Source organism: Candidatus Nitrospira salsa (assembly GCF_965152625.1).
In genome coordinates this window covers 2,040,149-2,055,203 of the sequence record NZ_CBCUCO010000002.1, presented here as the reverse complement: position 1 = coordinate 2,055,203, position 15,055 = coordinate 2,040,149, and the positions used below count along the sequence as shown (strand labels likewise).

The following is a 15,055-nucleotide window of genomic DNA, read 5'->3' as shown; positions in this document are numbered from 1 at the left end:
AATGCCGTACGTTACTGTTTGGTTAAAAGAAAACGAACACCTGGTCCATTCTCGTCTTGAATGTTTTCTCTCTGAATCAAGATGGATTCATGATAATGTCGACAGCTTGCCGTAATTAAGCCCTCAGCCACGTCTTCAAATGGACGCGATGATCGATAGATCATTTCAAATTGATCAGGGTCTATCCTGCGACAATCAAAACTTGGTAACTCGGCATCAGGATACAGTTTTCTGACTTCTACATGGATGTGATTTTCCACGCTCGCTAGAAAATCATACGCGTTCGTGGATTCATTAAAGAAAGCGGGGTAATGCGAATAAAAATATTTGCACAAATGTTCTCCAAATGAAAAGACGAGCTTCGGTACTGCCAAATTGGTTTCAGCGCTGAGTGCCGTCACCAGTTGTAAGATTTCTGTGTGATCATAGGTTCCGACAGCTGTATAACTTCCTCCGGATGGTAATTGTGATGCTTCAATAATCGTGTCCATCATGTCATCACCGAACTGTTCTTCTATCATTTCCGAGAGCTCTGTAAACACGATTCCCTTCATAATGGTTTCTCCTTTAGGAAAAGGTCGGGCCGTTCGTTGTACTTAATCATGTACCGATATTGCTTAAGCCTCACTTTTGGACACTAATAGGCTTCGAGCTGTACACATGATGTGCCACCTCTGATGAATAGGGCTCCACACCCTGAAATGTTTCAATAAAATCGCTATCTTGTGACTTTTCGGTTTGTTGGGGAAAATTATTAACGACTAATTATGATAGGCGGGGTTCTAGGAACGATTGTGGTCGTGTGCTCAACAAAGCGAGGGGAATGGTATCGGTTGTATGACTTAGGTATTGATTACTGGTTTGAACTATGCAGGAGGGGTTGGTGCTGGCTTGGGAAATTGATTGGCAGCATTCAAAGTCGAGGCACAACTAGTGCCCCGACTCGCAAGTGGTTACGTCTGTCTCAAGGCGTTTTCTACATCCTCCACAATTTTTGGTGTGAGAGGTTTGGTACTGGGTCGGTATCGGGCAATGACATCGCCTTTTCGGTTAATAAGAAACTTTTGAAAATTCCATGTAATTTCCCCTGTAAAATCAGTTTCTTCGGTGAGGTGTCGATAGAGGGGATGCTTGTTGTCGCCCACGACGGTGATTTTACTGAATAACGGGAATTCCAGTGAGTATTTTGTATAGCAAAATTCAGCAATCTCTTTGTTATTACCAGGTTCTTGTTTGCCGAAGTCATTGGCCGGGAACGCAAGAATGGTAAACCCTTGATCGCGATACTGTTCATATAAAGTTTGCAGGCCTTCGTATTGAGGGGTATTACCACAAAAGCTAGCAGTGTTTACGACCATGATCACTTGTCCCTTGAATTCGCTCAAAGGGCGAGGCTTCCCGTCGATATCATCCATAGTATAGGCGAAGATGCCTGACTGCCCGCTACTTTGGGCAGCTGTTGTCTTGGCCATGTGGTCGGTATTTGACTTATTGAACACAGCATCTTTTGCGGTCGCTATTTGCACAGTTGGAACGAGGGTGTTGTGGCTACTAGCCATGGTGACGACAGTCGCGACGAAAAAGAAAAACATTAGGGATATGATAACCTTGATGGGAATTGGCATAGTGAATTCTCCCTATTTGCGAATGGGTTGAAAGACTGTTTTCACCTAACTAGTGTAATCATCTGGCTGGGTATTAGGCAAATGAACAACAGTTGGTCATGAGAGCCTCTTGGCTGTCCTAGAGTTTCTCCGGTAGTCGTGCTGTGAACCAGGTTGAAATGCCTTTCATGCCATTGCGCTCGACATTAGAGCCATCCCAGACAGCAAAGGCCACAGGAATTGAGGTTCCCGCTGTAAATTGCACATCATTGGCATCATCAGTCGTGAGCGCTCGCTTCATGACCACTCTCCATGTCGGGCCATTACAGCATCCGCCCTTGAGAGCGCCATAGGACTCCCAGAGCCCGTTACCAAGCACATGCTGTTCTTTCTGTGTCGTGAGAGTGCTGAACCCGTTGGCATTCAAGTCTTCCACTGAGCTGATTCGGAGTGTTGGATCTGACATGATATTACCGGACCAGATTCCTTCATTGAAAGGCCCAGAGCTTCGACCGATCCGGTCAGGATAGGTGACTCCTCCTGCTGGTTCTTCATAGTAGAAGTCCCAGGCGATCGAAGGGTATTGTTGATCGACGTCCCACATGCCAGCAATCCCGGTCCCGAGATCTTTTTGCCATTCGGCGTTCCACCGCCAGATGTTGACGGTTCCACCTGACTGTCCCATACATTGAAACGGCGTGGATCCTGATGTTTGAACAGGAAATTGTACGGCCATTTGATCCCTGAAATCTTGTGGACCAATCGTCGTATTATTCAATGTTTGATCTCCCCAATTTGCCCACACGGCGAATTCTTTGCTGTTGGTCGCCATCTTAATCATGACCGTCTTCACGGAGATATTGGGATGCATGGGCGTGGTGATGGTCTGCCCGCTCAATGGCACGATGACACCGGGGACATTTTCCCATAACGGATTCGCTCCATCCATAGGCAGGTCTCCGTCAACGACAGTCACGGGTATCGTTACCGGCTGACTAACGGCTAATGGAATTTGACCGATCGTGAGCCCCAGACTGAGAAGAATGCTCAGCCCGAGTATTGCGAACACTTTCTTTTTATTCATCATTGATTCTCCTTGTGTGAACGATGTGTCCGGCGAGACGCATGTGCATGTATGGCCTGTACCATTGTGGTATGTAGCTCCTCATACGAATAAGGTTCTCCCACGACGGCCCAAACTCCAACCGCTCGAGCTCCGTCGACTAAATCTCGACTGAGATTATGGCTATAGAGGACAACAGGCGGGTAGTGATGAGACGAACTATCGCCAAGAGTTTGCAAGAATTGGAGTCCATTCATCACGGGCAGATGATAGTCGGAAACGACGATATCAATGGCAAGTGTACCTTTTAAATAATGCAGAGCCATCATCCCATTTTCGGCTTCATAGCAACCGTAACCCCGAGCTTTGAGGTAGGTGATCAAGGTTTTTCTTGTATGCGCATTGTCGTCGACAATTAATGCCCAGTTATGAATACGACGAGTCGCGAGCTTGATCGGAGAGTTCTGTTGTGTTGTGGGAATCGATTCATCTAAGGAGGGAAAGATCCGGTTTCGTGTGAGGTCTAGAGTTGATTCCCAGGCCCCCTTTAGTGCAGGACTCCAGGCATCCTCCGCCAATTGAGACATGACGTGCATGAATGAGTCATAGAATGCATTATACAGTTCTCGCTGTTTGACAGGGGGGTATTTTTGATCATACAACAATTGAACGATCACTCTTAAATGCTCAGGATTCTGCAGGCTGTGAAGTAAGAGTGTCACGCTGGTCATAGCCAAAAATTGAAAATGAGATGTTGGCAGGTGTTCAAACATATCAACGAAGCTTGGATGATGACTAATCAGGCGCTTGCGCAGTTTTTGCGAAAAATCTGTGTAATTTTCTGTCAGCCATTCAAAACTATGTTCGACTAAGTGAAGCTGCAGGCTCGACAATTCAACTGGAGATGTCCGGGTAGCGATTGTCATAGTGTACCTAAGAGGTTAGTCCTTCAGTTGGAGAATCAGTGTTATCGGAATCGTGCAATGTCTTTATTTTATTGTATCGAGTGGCCCATCGATGTGGTCAAAGATAAATTGACAAACATTAGACATGCGACGAAGCTGTGGTTTACAGCGATAGTATTAGCCCTCTTGGAGAAACAAGCATTCATCATTCTTTCTTATGTCCACATACACAGTCCATATACGGCGAGGACGTGCTATCACATGAATACGTGTATTGAAAATATTGTTGCCACTAGTGAGGCACGACCAGAGGAGCTTGAAAGCGAAAATTCGTAGGTAGATCAACGCAGCTGTTGTGTATGTGAGGGCAAAACGCTGTGTGTGAGAAACGGTTAACTCGGAAAAGGAAAGCTTTTTCAAAAAATGCGAATTGATTTTTCATGGGTTTGTCGAAAGCAGAAGTAGTCCCTAGCGACCACGATGCTATGTTCTCCCACTCTCCTCATGAAGTATCTTTTTACTAATTCATTATCTCGCTGGCAATTTCCTCGGCCGTGCGTCGGCCAGAACCGATCGCGCCATCAATGGTCGCTGTAGAACGATGATCTCCACAGATGTACAAGCCATCACGAATTTTAGAGCTTGCTATCGTGCCAGGATAGAAAGGAGGAGTTTGAACGGATTGAGCGCTTTGTATGAAATAGGTTTTAATGTGTTGCCACGTGTGTACTTGAGTCCCAAACCATTCAATCAGATGATTTTGCACCGCTTCTTTAATGGTCATTTTATCGCTAAGGCTGTTTTCGTTCGTCGTAATCGATATTAAGTGTTGACCTGGTGGGGCGTAGGATCGAGTGACTTCTGTGGGTAGGTACAGTGAATTGATAACTCCACGTGTCTCGCCGTTGAGGATAAGATGGGGCCCGTTCAGAGGCGGTTCAGGCGCATGGAAGTATAGGCAGGTTGTCCCACGAAATAGATGAGGAGGAACTTCAGGGGCGAGTTGTGTAGCCGCGGACCTTTCTGTGGCGATGACCACGCGTCGAGCAGGTAACGTTTCGCCTGATTCAAGTGTCACAGTCGTACCTTGAACCTTGACGACCTTTTTACGCAATTGAATTTGTTCGGACTGAAGATTGTGCGCGAGCTGTTGCGCAAGAGCCCCCATGCCTTCTTCTGGCAAGGCACTATCTCCACTTGCAAACATTCTAAAAACGAAATCAGCCATTCGGCTCGAAGTTGTCAGTTCTTGATCCATAAATACACCGCCCAGAAACGGACGAAAAAATCGATTGATGATCGACTGAGAAAACCCCATCGACTGCAGATGGTCGATCGTGGATGTCTCTGGCCTGGACAGTAGTTCTTGGAGAGGGTCTTTTAGCACTTGATGGCGCCATGTCGCGACGCGAACTTTATCCTTCATGGTTCCAATTGGATTCAAGACTGATTGAAGGGCATGAAGGGGATGACGATACGGATCAGCGATACGATGAAACTGCCCATCGAACCTGACGAGCGCTCCTGGGTAAAATGTATGGAGCTTCAAAGCGTCATACTTAAGAATGCGTTTGGCTTCAGGATAGGCCGTTGAAAAGACTTGAAATCCGCGGTCGAGTAAGAAGCCATCAAGTCGATCAGTCCGTGCCCGTCCACCTACTTCGTCGGCAGCCTCTAAAATGTTATTCGTTATGCCTTGCTGAGTGAGTGTATTGGCACAGGATAACCCTGCAAGGCCTCCTCCGATAATGACGACATCGGGCGTCATGAGGTCTGTTTTAACCCCTGCTGTTCAGGGTTGTGTGGGGATGTGGGTGTTTATTCATCAGATGGCTGGGTTGTGTTGTCCTTCAGAATTTCAAGGGGGTTTCCCGCTAGGTCTTCGATGTAAATAGACTCAAGTCCGTCACGATGTACGGTCAGCGTGCCAAATTTTTCAGCATCGTGACGCGTGACGGCAAAGTGAGCGGGATGCTGATCGGGCAGCACCAGCGCGAGCTTGGTATTAGAAAAGTTCAGCAAAGCCCATGTTTCGTCAACGTATTCGACAGTGCAATGAAAGTTATCGGTGTACCATGCTACTCCCTTTCCGATTTCAGGTACGACGACGGCAATGTGATGAATGGCATCTAATGGGTTTGGTGAAGCCTTCGTCCGATATTTTGGAAAATTTTTGTTTTTCGGCATGACTCATTCTAACGAAGACAGCGTAAATGTTGCTATGCGAATTGATGAATATGGTCTGTCAACATTTTGGCCACCTGATTCAGATCAAATGGCCAGGCATAATGTAGTTGGACATCTGGATGTTTGGCTCTTAGCTCTTCCATTTCTTCTGGAATCTCAAATTCAGAATGGGAGCCACCGGGTGTAAACATTGTTGAGACAACCGTAATATGTTTGGCCTTTTTCGCAATGAGATCTTTCACTGCTTCCGACAGGGTAGGACCACAGAACTCATTATACGCAACTGAAAATTGAGCTCCATTCAGCATGGGTTTCATGTGATTTGCAAGAGCTTCAAGACCTGCTTGATATGGATCGGTTGACGGGGTGCGAGGCCATGTCCGAATTTTCGTGTCAAGCTCATATTCTTCTTGTGACATAGGTTGTCCTGCCGCTCGTCGTTGAGCTTCAAGCCGTTTTAATTTGGAAACGAGGTCGGCCGGATAGTCTTTGGGAATGCCTCCATGACCAACAAGGACTACTCCATGTTCTCCGGTATTCATTGTTCTGACTCCTTCTTAAGATGTTGTCGTATTGTTATGAATGTCAAGGTTACTATGTAAGCTTGACGGCCTCAATGTCTGTAATTGGTGAACGTGTTCAACATACATGATGCCCTGTTCCTCTAAAAATGACAAAAACTTCAGTGCTCCTTGTCCCCCAATAAGAACTGGACAGAGACATAAGAGTTTTTTCTTGATTTTGTGAATCATCGACATAAATTCTTTCTCTGGTTGTTCAAGGACCGTTGAAAGAACGATGAGTCTTCCTTGTCGGCGTTCGCAGGCCAAACGAATAAGATCGATATCGGAATTGACTCCTAAATATACAGGGTTCCATCCATTATTTTGAAGGTGCATGGCAGCCGTCATCGCTCCAATTTCGTGAAAATTGTCTGGAGCACAGGCAAGAATAGCCGTCGGGTTTTTGATGTGATGACTCCTTCGCAATGAGCTGGCTAGTTGGTGACGAATGGCTTGTGTGACGAGATGTTCGCCAGTCATGCTGAATCGTCCCTGATGCCAAAGATCACCAATCGTTTTGAGGACAGGAAAAAGCACGCGATAGAGGGAGTCTTCAATGCCGAGCTGGTTGACGAGCGTATGAACTGAAGATTCAGTTGCCTTTCGATCCAAGCGGCGTGCGGCTGTGATCGTCGTGAGTGCACTCGGCTGAAATTCTGGTGGCAGTGAAGGCATGTCTATAGGCCCATCATTCATGGCCTGTTGGAGTTGTGTCACGCCAATATTTGCCAACTGTCCGATCGTTTCCCCATTGCTGATTTGCCATTGAAGATACATAAGCAGTTGAATGTCATCTTCAGAATACTGACGATATCCATTATGTTCTCGAATGGGCGTGAGGAGCAGATAGCGTTCCTCCCATTTGCGAATGACATGAGTGCTAAGACCTGTTAGGTCGGAGACCGTCTTTATTCGATAACCTTGAGACGCTTGAATGGTTTTAAACATGATTTCTCAGCATCAGCTCCTTAGGGTGGGGATGAAGATATACCTGATCAGCTAAATAAGGAATTTTAAATACGCGAACATAGTGACTGATTAATGTCAGTGGGACGGCTAATGGTGTTAACCCGTGGTGATAATCAGATATCACCTCCTGTATTTCCTCTTTTTCGACCTGCTTTAACAAAGTTTTACAATGTCCGAAAAGATGTTGAAGAACGTTGACGTGTTTTCTGACAGTCGCTTTTACCTTGAGGGCTTCCATAAAAATGGAACTGTAGTCCATGCCTAATTGCGTCGGTGTATATTGTTTGGCCGATGCGACCAAGCGGCCTAGCTCCTGATAATGGGGTCGGCTGTGCGCGAGCAGCAGATATTTATGTTGTGTATGGAACGTCACGATCGCGCCGCGGGTGAGGGGTCGCCGACACATGCTAGCCCAGCGATGGTAACAAAACACTCGTTCGATAAAGTTTTCTCTGATCGAGGCGTCGTTCAGTCTTCCTTCATCTTCAATCGGTATAGCCGGCAATGCTTGCTGAAAGGCCTGAGCAAAGAGCCCAACGCCATTCGAGTTTGACATTCCAGATGCGTTATACACGCGAACCCGTCTGATCCCACAACTCGGCGAATCCTTTTTAAACACATACCCGTCGAGCTGTATTTCCTTGAGCTCGCGAATTTTCTTCGAGGCAAAACGATTCATCAAGGCCGTGTGATCTTTCTTTGTCTTGATCGTGAGGAGCCGTGGTCGCTCCTGAGATCCCACCAACCGCATCGATTCTCTTGGAGTTCCAAGCCCTACTTCAACCTCCGGGCACACGGGAACCCACTGAACACATGGCGCCAAGATTTGAGTCAAAAAATGGTTGCGTTTATGTCCACCGTCGTATCGAACGTTGTCTCCTAACAAGCATTGACTGATTCCAATCCGAGGTAGATTTTCAGCGATCAGATTTTTTGCGGCTTTACGACTGAGTGGCTCAAGAGCCTGTTCGTCTTGATTGTTCGTGGCTGTACGAGGCATCCCGTCTTTCCTTCGATTGTTTCAACGTAAAGTATGATTGTACAAGAAGGTCATCATCTGTCGAAGCTTGTTCTCACATTCATAGATCAACCAATAATTGCCGTCCAGAATTACAAGTGTTTTTCTTCCATCAAGGTTTCTTCAGAAATTCGGATGATCGAGATCTCTTGTATTCCTCGTTCTCCTTTAATCTTGAGTTTGACGGACTTCCCTACTTCCCCTCGAATCATTGCGACGACTTCCTGGTAAGTTTTTCCAGCGAGGGACTTGTCGTTGACGGTGAGAATTTCATCTCCGTGCGCTAATCCAACCTTTGCGGCAGGTCCCTCTGGATGTATGGCTCTGACGTACAGTACGGCTGGGTCTCCGACTCGATGAGCCGAGACTTGCAGCGCGACGCCGATAATTCCCTTCGGTAATTCTGCCTGGCTGTACCCTTCATGTGGATCGGTTTGAGAGTTCGAGAGGTGACCTGTATCAGCCAGAGCAAGAGGCAATCCAAATACGCAGACAGACGCGCAGGTAATGAGAAAAATTTTCATTCGCATAGTATGGTCCTTTCATCTATAAAGAGTGAATGGAAATATCATTACTGTGTCTTCTTTGATCGTTATCTCGTCTACACCAATCCAATTAAACAGAGACCCATGACCAGTACCGCACTATTCAGTTGGACTGAGAGACGATGAAGTGAATCTCTTTTTTTCTGTATGAATGGAGTATTCAACCCCCGCTCTCTATTCGCTGTGAGTGTGTCACTTAGCTTGTTGATCTGAGGTGTCAGAGGTGTACGGCAATAGTTCTCAATCGCGAGAATGCCGAGCCATAACGCAGACGAAACTAAGTCAAAAGGACCAAAACCTCGCAAGACTGCCAAGGCGGTGATTGTGGCCCATCCCACTGCAGCACTGATCATCCCGAGCGCGTAATATCGCGGGAACAGTTGTCGAACGACCCGAGCAAACGAATCAGGTTCAAGATTGCGTGCAAGAACCGGAGCGGTAACAAATGAAAGGAATACGACTTTGCCGACGAGTACGGCAAGAGCCAGCAAATGGAGATATGCAAGAGTCTGTTGCAGCATGGCCATTCTCCTTATTGCCCTTGGCGCGCGAGTAGCCTTCTTGCGGCCTGGTATGCCGTTTCAAAATTGGGTAATTGGCTCATTGGAACATTTTCGATATAACGAATCACATTGTCTTCGTCTGCGACAACAACGGTGCGACTGAGAATGTTATGGGATGGAAGGAGCAAGCCTGTGGTTTTGCCAAAGTCGTAGTCTGGGGAGTCGGAAAGAAACGTCACATTGCCGATGTCGGCTTTGTCTGCAAAATGTGTTTGATCATCGAAAGAGTTGGTACTAATAGTGACAATGTCAACTTCTTTATCCAATCCACCATTTTGTTCACTGAATCGGTGCGTTTGTTCATCGCAGACCGGTGTATTGAGTTGAGGAACCATACTCAAAATTTTGATCCGACCCTTGAGTTGCTTCAGATGAACGTGGGAACCATTTTTATCCACAAGTCTGGCATTGGGAAGTGTTTGGCCTCTCTCAAGAGGAATTATATTGTCGGCCAAAACAGATTGAGTGAAAAAAGTGAAAACGAGACTCAGGACCACGCACAAATATAATGGCTGATACTGATTGGGAATAGTCGTTGTCATGACCACATCTCCTTATTGTACATAAAACGACACAATAATTACTGATTGACAAATAATGAGTGCAGTGCCCCTTTAAGATTTGGGTACCTGAAGGAAAATCCCTCTTGTGTGATCGCTTGAGGTTCTACCTGTTGACCGGTCGTCAACATTTCTGCCAGTTCTCCCAACATCACATGAAGAGCAAGGGCGGGTACAGGTAGCCAGGAAGGTCGATCCAAGGCTTCTCCCAGTTGCTTGCAAAATTCAGACATCGTGACACACTGAGGGGCGACGGCGTTGATAGGTCCAGATAAAGATGATTTGTCCAGAAGCCACATCATCAGATCCGCAAGGTCGTCTAGGTGTATCCATGAGATCTTTTGAGTTCCAGGAGCAATTGGCCCACCGACAAATAATTTGAAGGGAGTCTTCATTTTACTTAAGGCTCCACCGTTGGAGCCGAGTACCATGCCCATTCTCAGGCAGATGACCCGCACCCCGTAATCAGTGGCTCGATTAGCTTCATGTTCCCACTTTTGGCTGAGTTTCGCTAGAAATCCTTCGCCAGGTGGAGAGGATTCTGTCATCGTGACACCTTTGTCGGCGCCGTAGAAACCGATTCCAGAAGCGTTGATTAAGACTTTTGGTTTGATAGAAGCACTTCCTATTGCCTCAACCAGTTGACGAGTGGTCTCCACGCGGCTATCGATCAACAATTGTTTTCGTGAAGATGTCCATCGCGCATCTGCAATGGGAGCTCCCGCTAGATTGATAAACGCATCCACTCCCCCAATGGTATGTTCCATTTTGTTGGAGAGAGTCCCCCACTCTGTCGTCGATGCCTTTTGATGTATGTGAGCACGAGCTTGCTCTGGGTTCCTTGACACCACTGTCACATCGTGCTGATTTTCAATCAATGTTTGGCAAACATGATGGCCTATAAATCCTGTTCCACCTGCAAGGACAATGTTCATGGCTTGTTCCTATCACCGATTGGCATTGGTGTCATTTATTGTGACCCTACAGTATTATACATCTCGACAGAGAGACGCGTTTGAAATCGTATTTCATTGTTTCTTTTACAACGTGCCATGTCTTAACTGACTCTTATTCTTTCTGTAGTTCGACAGAAGGGATGATCTGTGAATCTCCTAACAGTTCGATCCCAAATGGATTCGTTTTCACTTCGGGTTCCTGGTAAAAAGTGGATCGTGTTGGTTGAAAATTTAGATTGAGTTGTAGTGTGTCTTGCTCATTGATGTGAACAGTTTGTTCTGTTTGACCAATTGGATGCCAGACGACCAGTGTGTAGGTGCCAGTCGGAATGTCGGAAATCGAAAATTTACCGTCTTTATCGGAAATTGCAACATAGTGATGGGGAAGAGATAGAGCCCAGGCCTCCATATACTCGTGAATAGGACAGCGAATGAGCAAAACCCCCTCATCTTGGACTTTAAAAGTAAGTGAGGGCCCGGCTTCGTGAATTCCCTTTCCTTCTGACTGCAGAAAGTCACTTTTTAACGAGTTGCGATGAGGAGTACTATTTTCACGAAGCAGTAAACGACCGCCTTGAGAGGTCGCTTGAAAAACTTCTATCTGGTGTACGACTGGATCCCAATTCTCAAACTTGAGTACATCACCTGTTTTCAGCAGGCTGATAAAAGGCGTGAAACGACAGTCAAGAGATTTTACCGTTGTGGTTCGGGTTTCGGTTAGAGCGTTCGTCTTGAGACCCTTAATATAAACAATAGCTCCCGCAAAACGAGAATCGGAGCTCACAGTGGCTTTTGAGCCAATTCTCCAGCCGTTGCCATCCGAGACTCGTCCGCAGTAATAAGGATCTGGGTAGGTCGCAAGATTAAACTTGCGGATCTGAGGAAGCTTCCCGACAAAAGTAATACTGCCCGACAGATTCCCTACCGTGCCCGAATGAGAATCAGCGTGAGTTCGCGAAGTTGCAATCATGATCAACATGAGGACAACAAGGCCAACCAATGAGACACGCCGAACTTTACGAAGGACTGTATAGTGCATAAAGAAGAACTTCTTTCTTCGTTACTCGGATATAGAAATCAAGTCGTAACATGTGTATGCGAGGTGCACTCATGGTAATAGAAACGAAATACTAACCCCGCCCATGACATCATTCAGTTGGTAATCACGTTTCGGGCTCAACACATGAGAGTTATGACAGTTCACACAAGCCTTAGAGACGGCTTTGTCAGAATAAATAGCTTGAAAATATTGATGTTTACCTCGCTTGACGATAGCTGAAAAAGGTTTTTCAGGGTACTGTTGAACCGCTTCTAATCCTTTTCGTTCAAAGTCAGATCTGGGCCCATTTTTTTCATAGATAGGCCATAAACTCACAAGTCGATACTTCAGTCCAAGCCCCTTGCCCTCGACTCGTTCACCGGCCATCATTAGCAGCTGTGCGGGGAGGGGAAGGGCATTTCTGTGCACCCAGCTTTCAGATGCAATGACGGTTCCCGTGTCCTGCATCCGATCCACTACATATCGAGAATAGAGGGTTCGGTCTGCTTCGATTACCGAATAGATAAGATCAGCAACAACCTGCGGCTGCATCCCCGCAAATGCAGGGTTAGAATCCTGAGGAAATGCAGTATTGATCAGTACGAAACTTAAAATCACCATTATAAGGACTGTAGGAATTAGTTTTTTAACTCGCATAACGCCCTCACTTCATCGTACTGAAAGAATGATGATTTCATCAATTTGAGGTCTGGCTTTTGGTACTCTTGCTCACGCTAATGTCTCGAGCACACCGGAATCCTATTCCGTGGGTCTTTAAGGCAAATCCTCCTTTTCCCCGCGAAGCGGTGCGGAGATCGGGAAGAAAGCTGCGCCACGAGCCTCCTCGTATAACCTTTAAGATCCCCTTATCTGGTCCCTTCGGGTTTCGATCTGGTGAAACCTTGTAAAAGTCGGAGTCGTACCAGTCTTCGACCCACTCTCTGACATTTCCTGCCATGTGCAGGATGCCGTAGGGAGAGGCCCCTTCTGGCAGCGATGTGACATCCATGAGGGTCTCAGTGCCTTTCCATTCTCCGTCGAAATTAGCTCGAGAAGTTGCTTTCTCGGAATTTCCCCACGGGTACATCTGTCCATCCGTCCCCCGCGCTGCTTTTTCCCATTCGGATTCTGTGGGCAGGCGCTTGCCTGCCCAAAAACAATAATCTACGGCATCATGCCAGGTGACTTGCACAACTGGCCGCTCTTCCACGTTAGAAATATCAAATGGTTTTCCATCGTCGTACACATTCAATGGAGGTTTGTGTAATGTTTCTTCAATAAACTTTTTATATTGACGGTTTGTGACTTCATATTTGTCCAGCGCGAAGGCTTTCAAGGTAATCTTTTGGCGTGGTCGTTCATCTGGTCGACCCTCAGAATCTGCGCTTCCTCGGATGAAAGGACCTGCGGGGATGGTGACCATGTCCACCGGATCTTTTTCGATCATCCGATCGGCAGCCACCGCGAGGCAAGGCATTGCCATTAACAACACAATCGTGAAAAGAGCATTCAGCCACGTCTTCATTGTTTTTTCTCCCGACTCGACTCGATGATAATCTTCGATAAAGCGATAACCTGGTCAGTAATATTGACAACTGATCGATGATCACCCTTCCGATTGGCCTTTCGGGCATTCATTAAGAGGCCACGTGCATCATGTAATTGTTGTTCGATTTGCGTTTGAATTTCGGGTGAAGCTAGAGTTCCTTCTATTGCGGAACGGTGGAATTCTTCCCATGCTTCATCGACAGACCTCGCGGCATCTAATATGCGTTTCGGGGAATCCACTTGTTCAGATCCTTCCCCCATCGCATTCGCCAGGCCAGATCCCCCAAGCACTATGCCTAGAGGCCCTGACCAGAGCATTACGGTCAAGTAGATCAATAAAACAGGTCTTTGGAAATTATGAAATTGCATGCTCAAGGCCTCTAGCTTCACAGATATTGGTAAATGATTTTTCATACTCAGAAAGAACTGATTAATGGAGTAACTTCTGCATTTGTTCGAGTTCTTGATTTGTCGGATCCAGTTTCAACGCCTGATCGAGATTTTTCTTGGCGTCGTCAAATTTCTCAATTCCCATGTTTTTCATAGCGCTGACGGTAAGGGCGCGAACTTCATTCTCGATTGTCACAGGAGCTGACTTGGCGCAACGGAATCCCAGGCCTACACCGTAACTATTATTCATGGGATTATTCCAAAAACGGTGTGTGGTCGTAACGCTGGCCTCCGCAGCGATCCAAGAACCTCCACGAATCACACGTTTTTCACCAGTCGTGAGGCGATCCACATACGTCCCGGTCCCACCAAGCCAAATCGGTTTCAGTGGTCCTTTGGTATTCACGGGATGGGGAGTCTTTTGATAAAAGGTCGGGTCATACCAGTCTTCTACCCATTCGAAGACATTTCCTGCCATGTGATGAAGACCAAACGGACTGACTCCATTGGGAAGAGCGTCCACTGGGAGGGTTGCGTCATTGCGTTTCCCATAATTCGCTTTTGATGGGTCGAGGTCGTTGCCCCAAGGGTATTTGTAACCTTGTGAACCTCGTGCGGCCCGCTCCCATTCTGCTTCAGTGGGCAAGCGTTTATCTTCCCATTCACAGAACGCTTTGGCATCAAACCAATTCACTCCAACGACGGGTTGTTTTGGCTTATTCAATCGAGGGTCATCCCAATAGGCTGGGGCCGCATATCCGGTGGCCTTGATGAAATTTTCGAATTTCTTATTGGACACTTCGTATTTGTCTATCAGGTACGCATCCATCGCTACCCAATGTGCTGGTCCTTCATCGTGAAACGATTCTCTGGACCAGGGCATGCCGCTTCTTTTTTGGCTCATCGTTTGTGTTTCCCCCTTTCGAGGTGTAGTCGCTGACTTTTCTTTGTCGATACCCATAATGGTCGCCGCGAATGGCACATAAACCATATCTTCAGGAATAGGACTGTCCTTCGCGTGCGAGATAACTCCGCCGGTCAAGAGAAGAAACCCTCCGAGAGCCATCGTGGCGCCTACCGTCGCATAGCGTACGTTGGAAAATTTCCATTGGTGGTTTGATAGAAAGTTCCAGCTCATTTCAGCC

The 15,055-nt window shown here is 46.7% G+C and carries 18 protein-coding genes; all 18 read right to left on the bottom strand.

Annotated features, from left to right (window positions below):
- Nucleotides 1-11: 11 nt before the first annotated feature.
- The gene (locus tag ACWQXP_RS11190; protein WP_454062903.1) at nucleotides 12-554 is read right to left on the bottom strand and encodes a heme NO-binding domain-containing protein; all 543 of its coding nucleotides are present in this window, start codon (nucleotides 552-554) and stop codon (nucleotides 12-14) included.
- A 399-nt stretch (nucleotides 555-953) separates the two neighbouring features.
- Nucleotides 954-1,625 (bottom strand): glutathione peroxidase, encoded by a 672-nt coding sequence (locus tag ACWQXP_RS11185; RefSeq protein ID WP_454062902.1) that lies wholly within the window; start codon nucleotides 1,623-1,625, stop codon nucleotides 954-956.
- Nucleotides 1,626-1,743: 118 nt separating this feature from the next.
- A complete protein-coding gene (locus tag ACWQXP_RS11180; RefSeq protein WP_454062901.1) occupies nucleotides 1,744-2,691 on the bottom strand; it encodes an ethylbenzene dehydrogenase-related protein in 948 nt (315 codons plus the stop codon).
- Nucleotides 2,688-3,593, bottom strand: a complete 906-nt coding sequence (locus tag ACWQXP_RS11175) for a response regulator (protein ID WP_454062900.1) — start codon at nucleotides 3,591-3,593, stop codon at nucleotides 2,688-2,690. Before ACWQXP_RS11175 ends, ACWQXP_RS11180 begins: the two co-directional genes overlap by 4 nt.
- 499 nt (nucleotides 3,594-4,092) lie before the next feature.
- Nucleotides 4,093-5,340, bottom strand: a complete 1,248-nt coding sequence (locus tag ACWQXP_RS11170; protein ID WP_454062899.1) for an NAD(P)/FAD-dependent oxidoreductase — start codon at nucleotides 5,338-5,340, stop codon at nucleotides 4,093-4,095.
- A gap of 50 nt (nucleotides 5,341-5,390) precedes the next feature.
- On the bottom strand, nucleotides 5,391-5,759 hold the full coding sequence (locus ACWQXP_RS11165) for a VOC family protein (RefSeq protein ID WP_454062898.1): 369 nt from the start codon (nucleotides 5,757-5,759) through the stop codon (nucleotides 5,391-5,393).
- 32 nt (nucleotides 5,760-5,791) lie between these two features.
- Nucleotides 5,792-6,301 carry a sirohydrochlorin chelatase gene (locus ACWQXP_RS11160; protein WP_454062897.1) on the bottom strand — a complete coding sequence of 170 codons (510 nt, stop codon included), beginning with the start codon at nucleotides 6,299-6,301 and terminating at the stop codon, nucleotides 5,792-5,794.
- A gap of 15 nt (nucleotides 6,302-6,316) precedes the next feature.
- Entirely contained in the window at nucleotides 6,317-7,270 is a 954-nt protein-coding gene (locus ACWQXP_RS11155) for a MerR family transcriptional regulator (protein ID WP_454062896.1), read from the bottom strand.
- Complete coding sequence (locus ACWQXP_RS11150) at nucleotides 7,263-8,291, bottom strand: YbgA family protein (RefSeq protein WP_454062895.1); 1,029 nt, start codon at nucleotides 8,289-8,291, stop codon at nucleotides 7,263-7,265. The genes ACWQXP_RS11155 and ACWQXP_RS11150 overlap by 8 nt, the downstream gene beginning before the upstream one ends.
- A gap of 110 nt (nucleotides 8,292-8,401) precedes the next feature.
- Nucleotides 8,402-8,839 (bottom strand): PDZ domain-containing protein, encoded by a 438-nt coding sequence (locus ACWQXP_RS11145; protein ID WP_454062894.1) that lies wholly within the window; start codon nucleotides 8,837-8,839, stop codon nucleotides 8,402-8,404.
- A gap of 71 nt (nucleotides 8,840-8,910) precedes the next feature.
- Nucleotides 8,911-9,375, bottom strand: a complete 465-nt coding sequence (locus ACWQXP_RS11140; RefSeq protein ID WP_454062893.1) for a DUF4149 domain-containing protein — start codon at nucleotides 9,373-9,375, stop codon at nucleotides 8,911-8,913.
- Nucleotides 9,376-9,386: 11 nt separating this feature from the next.
- Nucleotides 9,387-9,959, bottom strand: a complete 573-nt coding sequence (locus ACWQXP_RS11135) for a redoxin family protein (protein ID WP_454062892.1) — start codon at nucleotides 9,957-9,959, stop codon at nucleotides 9,387-9,389.
- 38 nt (nucleotides 9,960-9,997) lie between these two features.
- Nucleotides 9,998-10,912 (bottom strand): TIGR01777 family oxidoreductase, encoded by a 915-nt coding sequence (locus ACWQXP_RS11130; protein ID WP_454062891.1) that lies wholly within the window; start codon nucleotides 10,910-10,912, stop codon nucleotides 9,998-10,000.
- Nucleotides 10,913-11,045: 133 nt separating this feature from the next.
- Nucleotides 11,046-11,972 (bottom strand): hypothetical protein, encoded by a 927-nt coding sequence (locus ACWQXP_RS11125; protein WP_454062890.1) that lies wholly within the window; start codon nucleotides 11,970-11,972, stop codon nucleotides 11,046-11,048.
- A 69-nt stretch (nucleotides 11,973-12,041) separates the two neighbouring features.
- Nucleotides 12,042-12,629, bottom strand: a complete 588-nt coding sequence (locus ACWQXP_RS11120; RefSeq protein WP_454062889.1) for a Tll0287-like domain-containing protein — start codon at nucleotides 12,627-12,629, stop codon at nucleotides 12,042-12,044.
- A gap of 40 nt (nucleotides 12,630-12,669) precedes the next feature.
- Nucleotides 12,670-13,497 carry a formylglycine-generating enzyme family protein gene (locus tag ACWQXP_RS11115; RefSeq protein ID WP_454062888.1) on the bottom strand — a complete coding sequence of 276 codons (828 nt, stop codon included), beginning with the start codon at nucleotides 13,495-13,497 and terminating at the stop codon, nucleotides 12,670-12,672.
- Nucleotides 13,494-13,889, bottom strand: a complete 396-nt coding sequence (locus tag ACWQXP_RS11110) for a hypothetical protein (protein WP_454062887.1) — start codon at nucleotides 13,887-13,889, stop codon at nucleotides 13,494-13,496. The genes ACWQXP_RS11115 and ACWQXP_RS11110 overlap by 4 nt, the downstream gene beginning before the upstream one ends.
- A 61-nt stretch (nucleotides 13,890-13,950) precedes the next feature.
- Nucleotides 13,951-15,048, bottom strand: coding sequence for a formylglycine-generating enzyme family protein (locus ACWQXP_RS11105; RefSeq protein ID WP_454062886.1), 1,098 nt, complete (start codon nucleotides 15,046-15,048; stop codon nucleotides 13,951-13,953).
- Nucleotides 15,049-15,055 lie beyond the last annotated feature (7 nt).

Bases quoted from the DNA above. Each gene is read 5' to 3' on its own strand.
- ACWQXP_RS11190 (WP_454062903.1), bottom strand. From the start codon at position 554: ATGAAGGGAATCGTGTTTACAGAGCTCTCGGAAATGATAGAAGAACAG.
- ACWQXP_RS11185 (WP_454062902.1), bottom strand. From the start codon at position 1,625: ATGCCAATTCCCATCAAGGTTATCATATCCCTAATGTTTTTCTTTTTC.
- ACWQXP_RS11180 (WP_454062901.1), bottom strand. From the start codon at position 2,691: ATGATGAATAAAAAGAAAGTGTTCGCAATACTCGGGCTGAGCATTCTT.
- ACWQXP_RS11175 (WP_454062900.1), bottom strand. From the start codon at position 3,593: ATGACAATCGCTACCCGGACATCTCCAGTTGAATTGTCGAGCCTGCAG.
- ACWQXP_RS11170 (WP_454062899.1), bottom strand. From the start codon at position 5,340: ATGACGCCCGATGTCGTCATTATCGGAGGAGGCCTTGCAGGGTTATCC.
- ACWQXP_RS11165 (WP_454062898.1), bottom strand. From the start codon at position 5,759: ATGCCGAAAAACAAAAATTTTCCAAAATATCGGACGAAGGCTTCACCA.
- ACWQXP_RS11160 (WP_454062897.1), bottom strand. From the start codon at position 6,301: ATGAATACCGGAGAACATGGAGTAGTCCTTGTTGGTCATGGAGGCATT.
- ACWQXP_RS11155 (WP_454062896.1), bottom strand. From the start codon at position 7,270: ATGTTTAAAACCATTCAAGCGTCTCAAGGTTATCGAATAAAGACGGTC.
- ACWQXP_RS11150 (WP_454062895.1), bottom strand. From the start codon at position 8,291: ATGCCTCGTACAGCCACGAACAATCAAGACGAACAGGCTCTTGAGCCA.
- ACWQXP_RS11145 (WP_454062894.1), bottom strand. From the start codon at position 8,839: ATGCGAATGAAAATTTTTCTCATTACCTGCGCGTCTGTCTGCGTATTT.
- ACWQXP_RS11140 (WP_454062893.1), bottom strand. From the start codon at position 9,375: ATGCTGCAACAGACTCTTGCATATCTCCATTTGCTGGCTCTTGCCGTA.
- ACWQXP_RS11135 (WP_454062892.1), bottom strand. From the start codon at position 9,959: ATGACAACGACTATTCCCAATCAGTATCAGCCATTATATTTGTGCGTG.
- ACWQXP_RS11130 (WP_454062891.1), bottom strand. From the start codon at position 10,912: ATGAACATTGTCCTTGCAGGTGGAACAGGATTTATAGGCCATCATGTT.
- ACWQXP_RS11125 (WP_454062890.1), bottom strand. From the start codon at position 11,972: ATGCACTATACAGTCCTTCGTAAAGTTCGGCGTGTCTCATTGGTTGGC.
- ACWQXP_RS11120 (WP_454062889.1), bottom strand. From the start codon at position 12,629: ATGCGAGTTAAAAAACTAATTCCTACAGTCCTTATAATGGTGATTTTA.
- ACWQXP_RS11115 (WP_454062888.1), bottom strand. From the start codon at position 13,497: ATGAAGACGTGGCTGAATGCTCTTTTCACGATTGTGTTGTTAATGGCA.
- ACWQXP_RS11110 (WP_454062887.1), bottom strand. From the start codon at position 13,889: ATGCAATTTCATAATTTCCAAAGACCTGTTTTATTGATCTACTTGACC.
- ACWQXP_RS11105 (WP_454062886.1), bottom strand. From the start codon at position 15,048: ATGAGCTGGAACTTTCTATCAAACCACCAATGGAAATTTTCCAACGTA.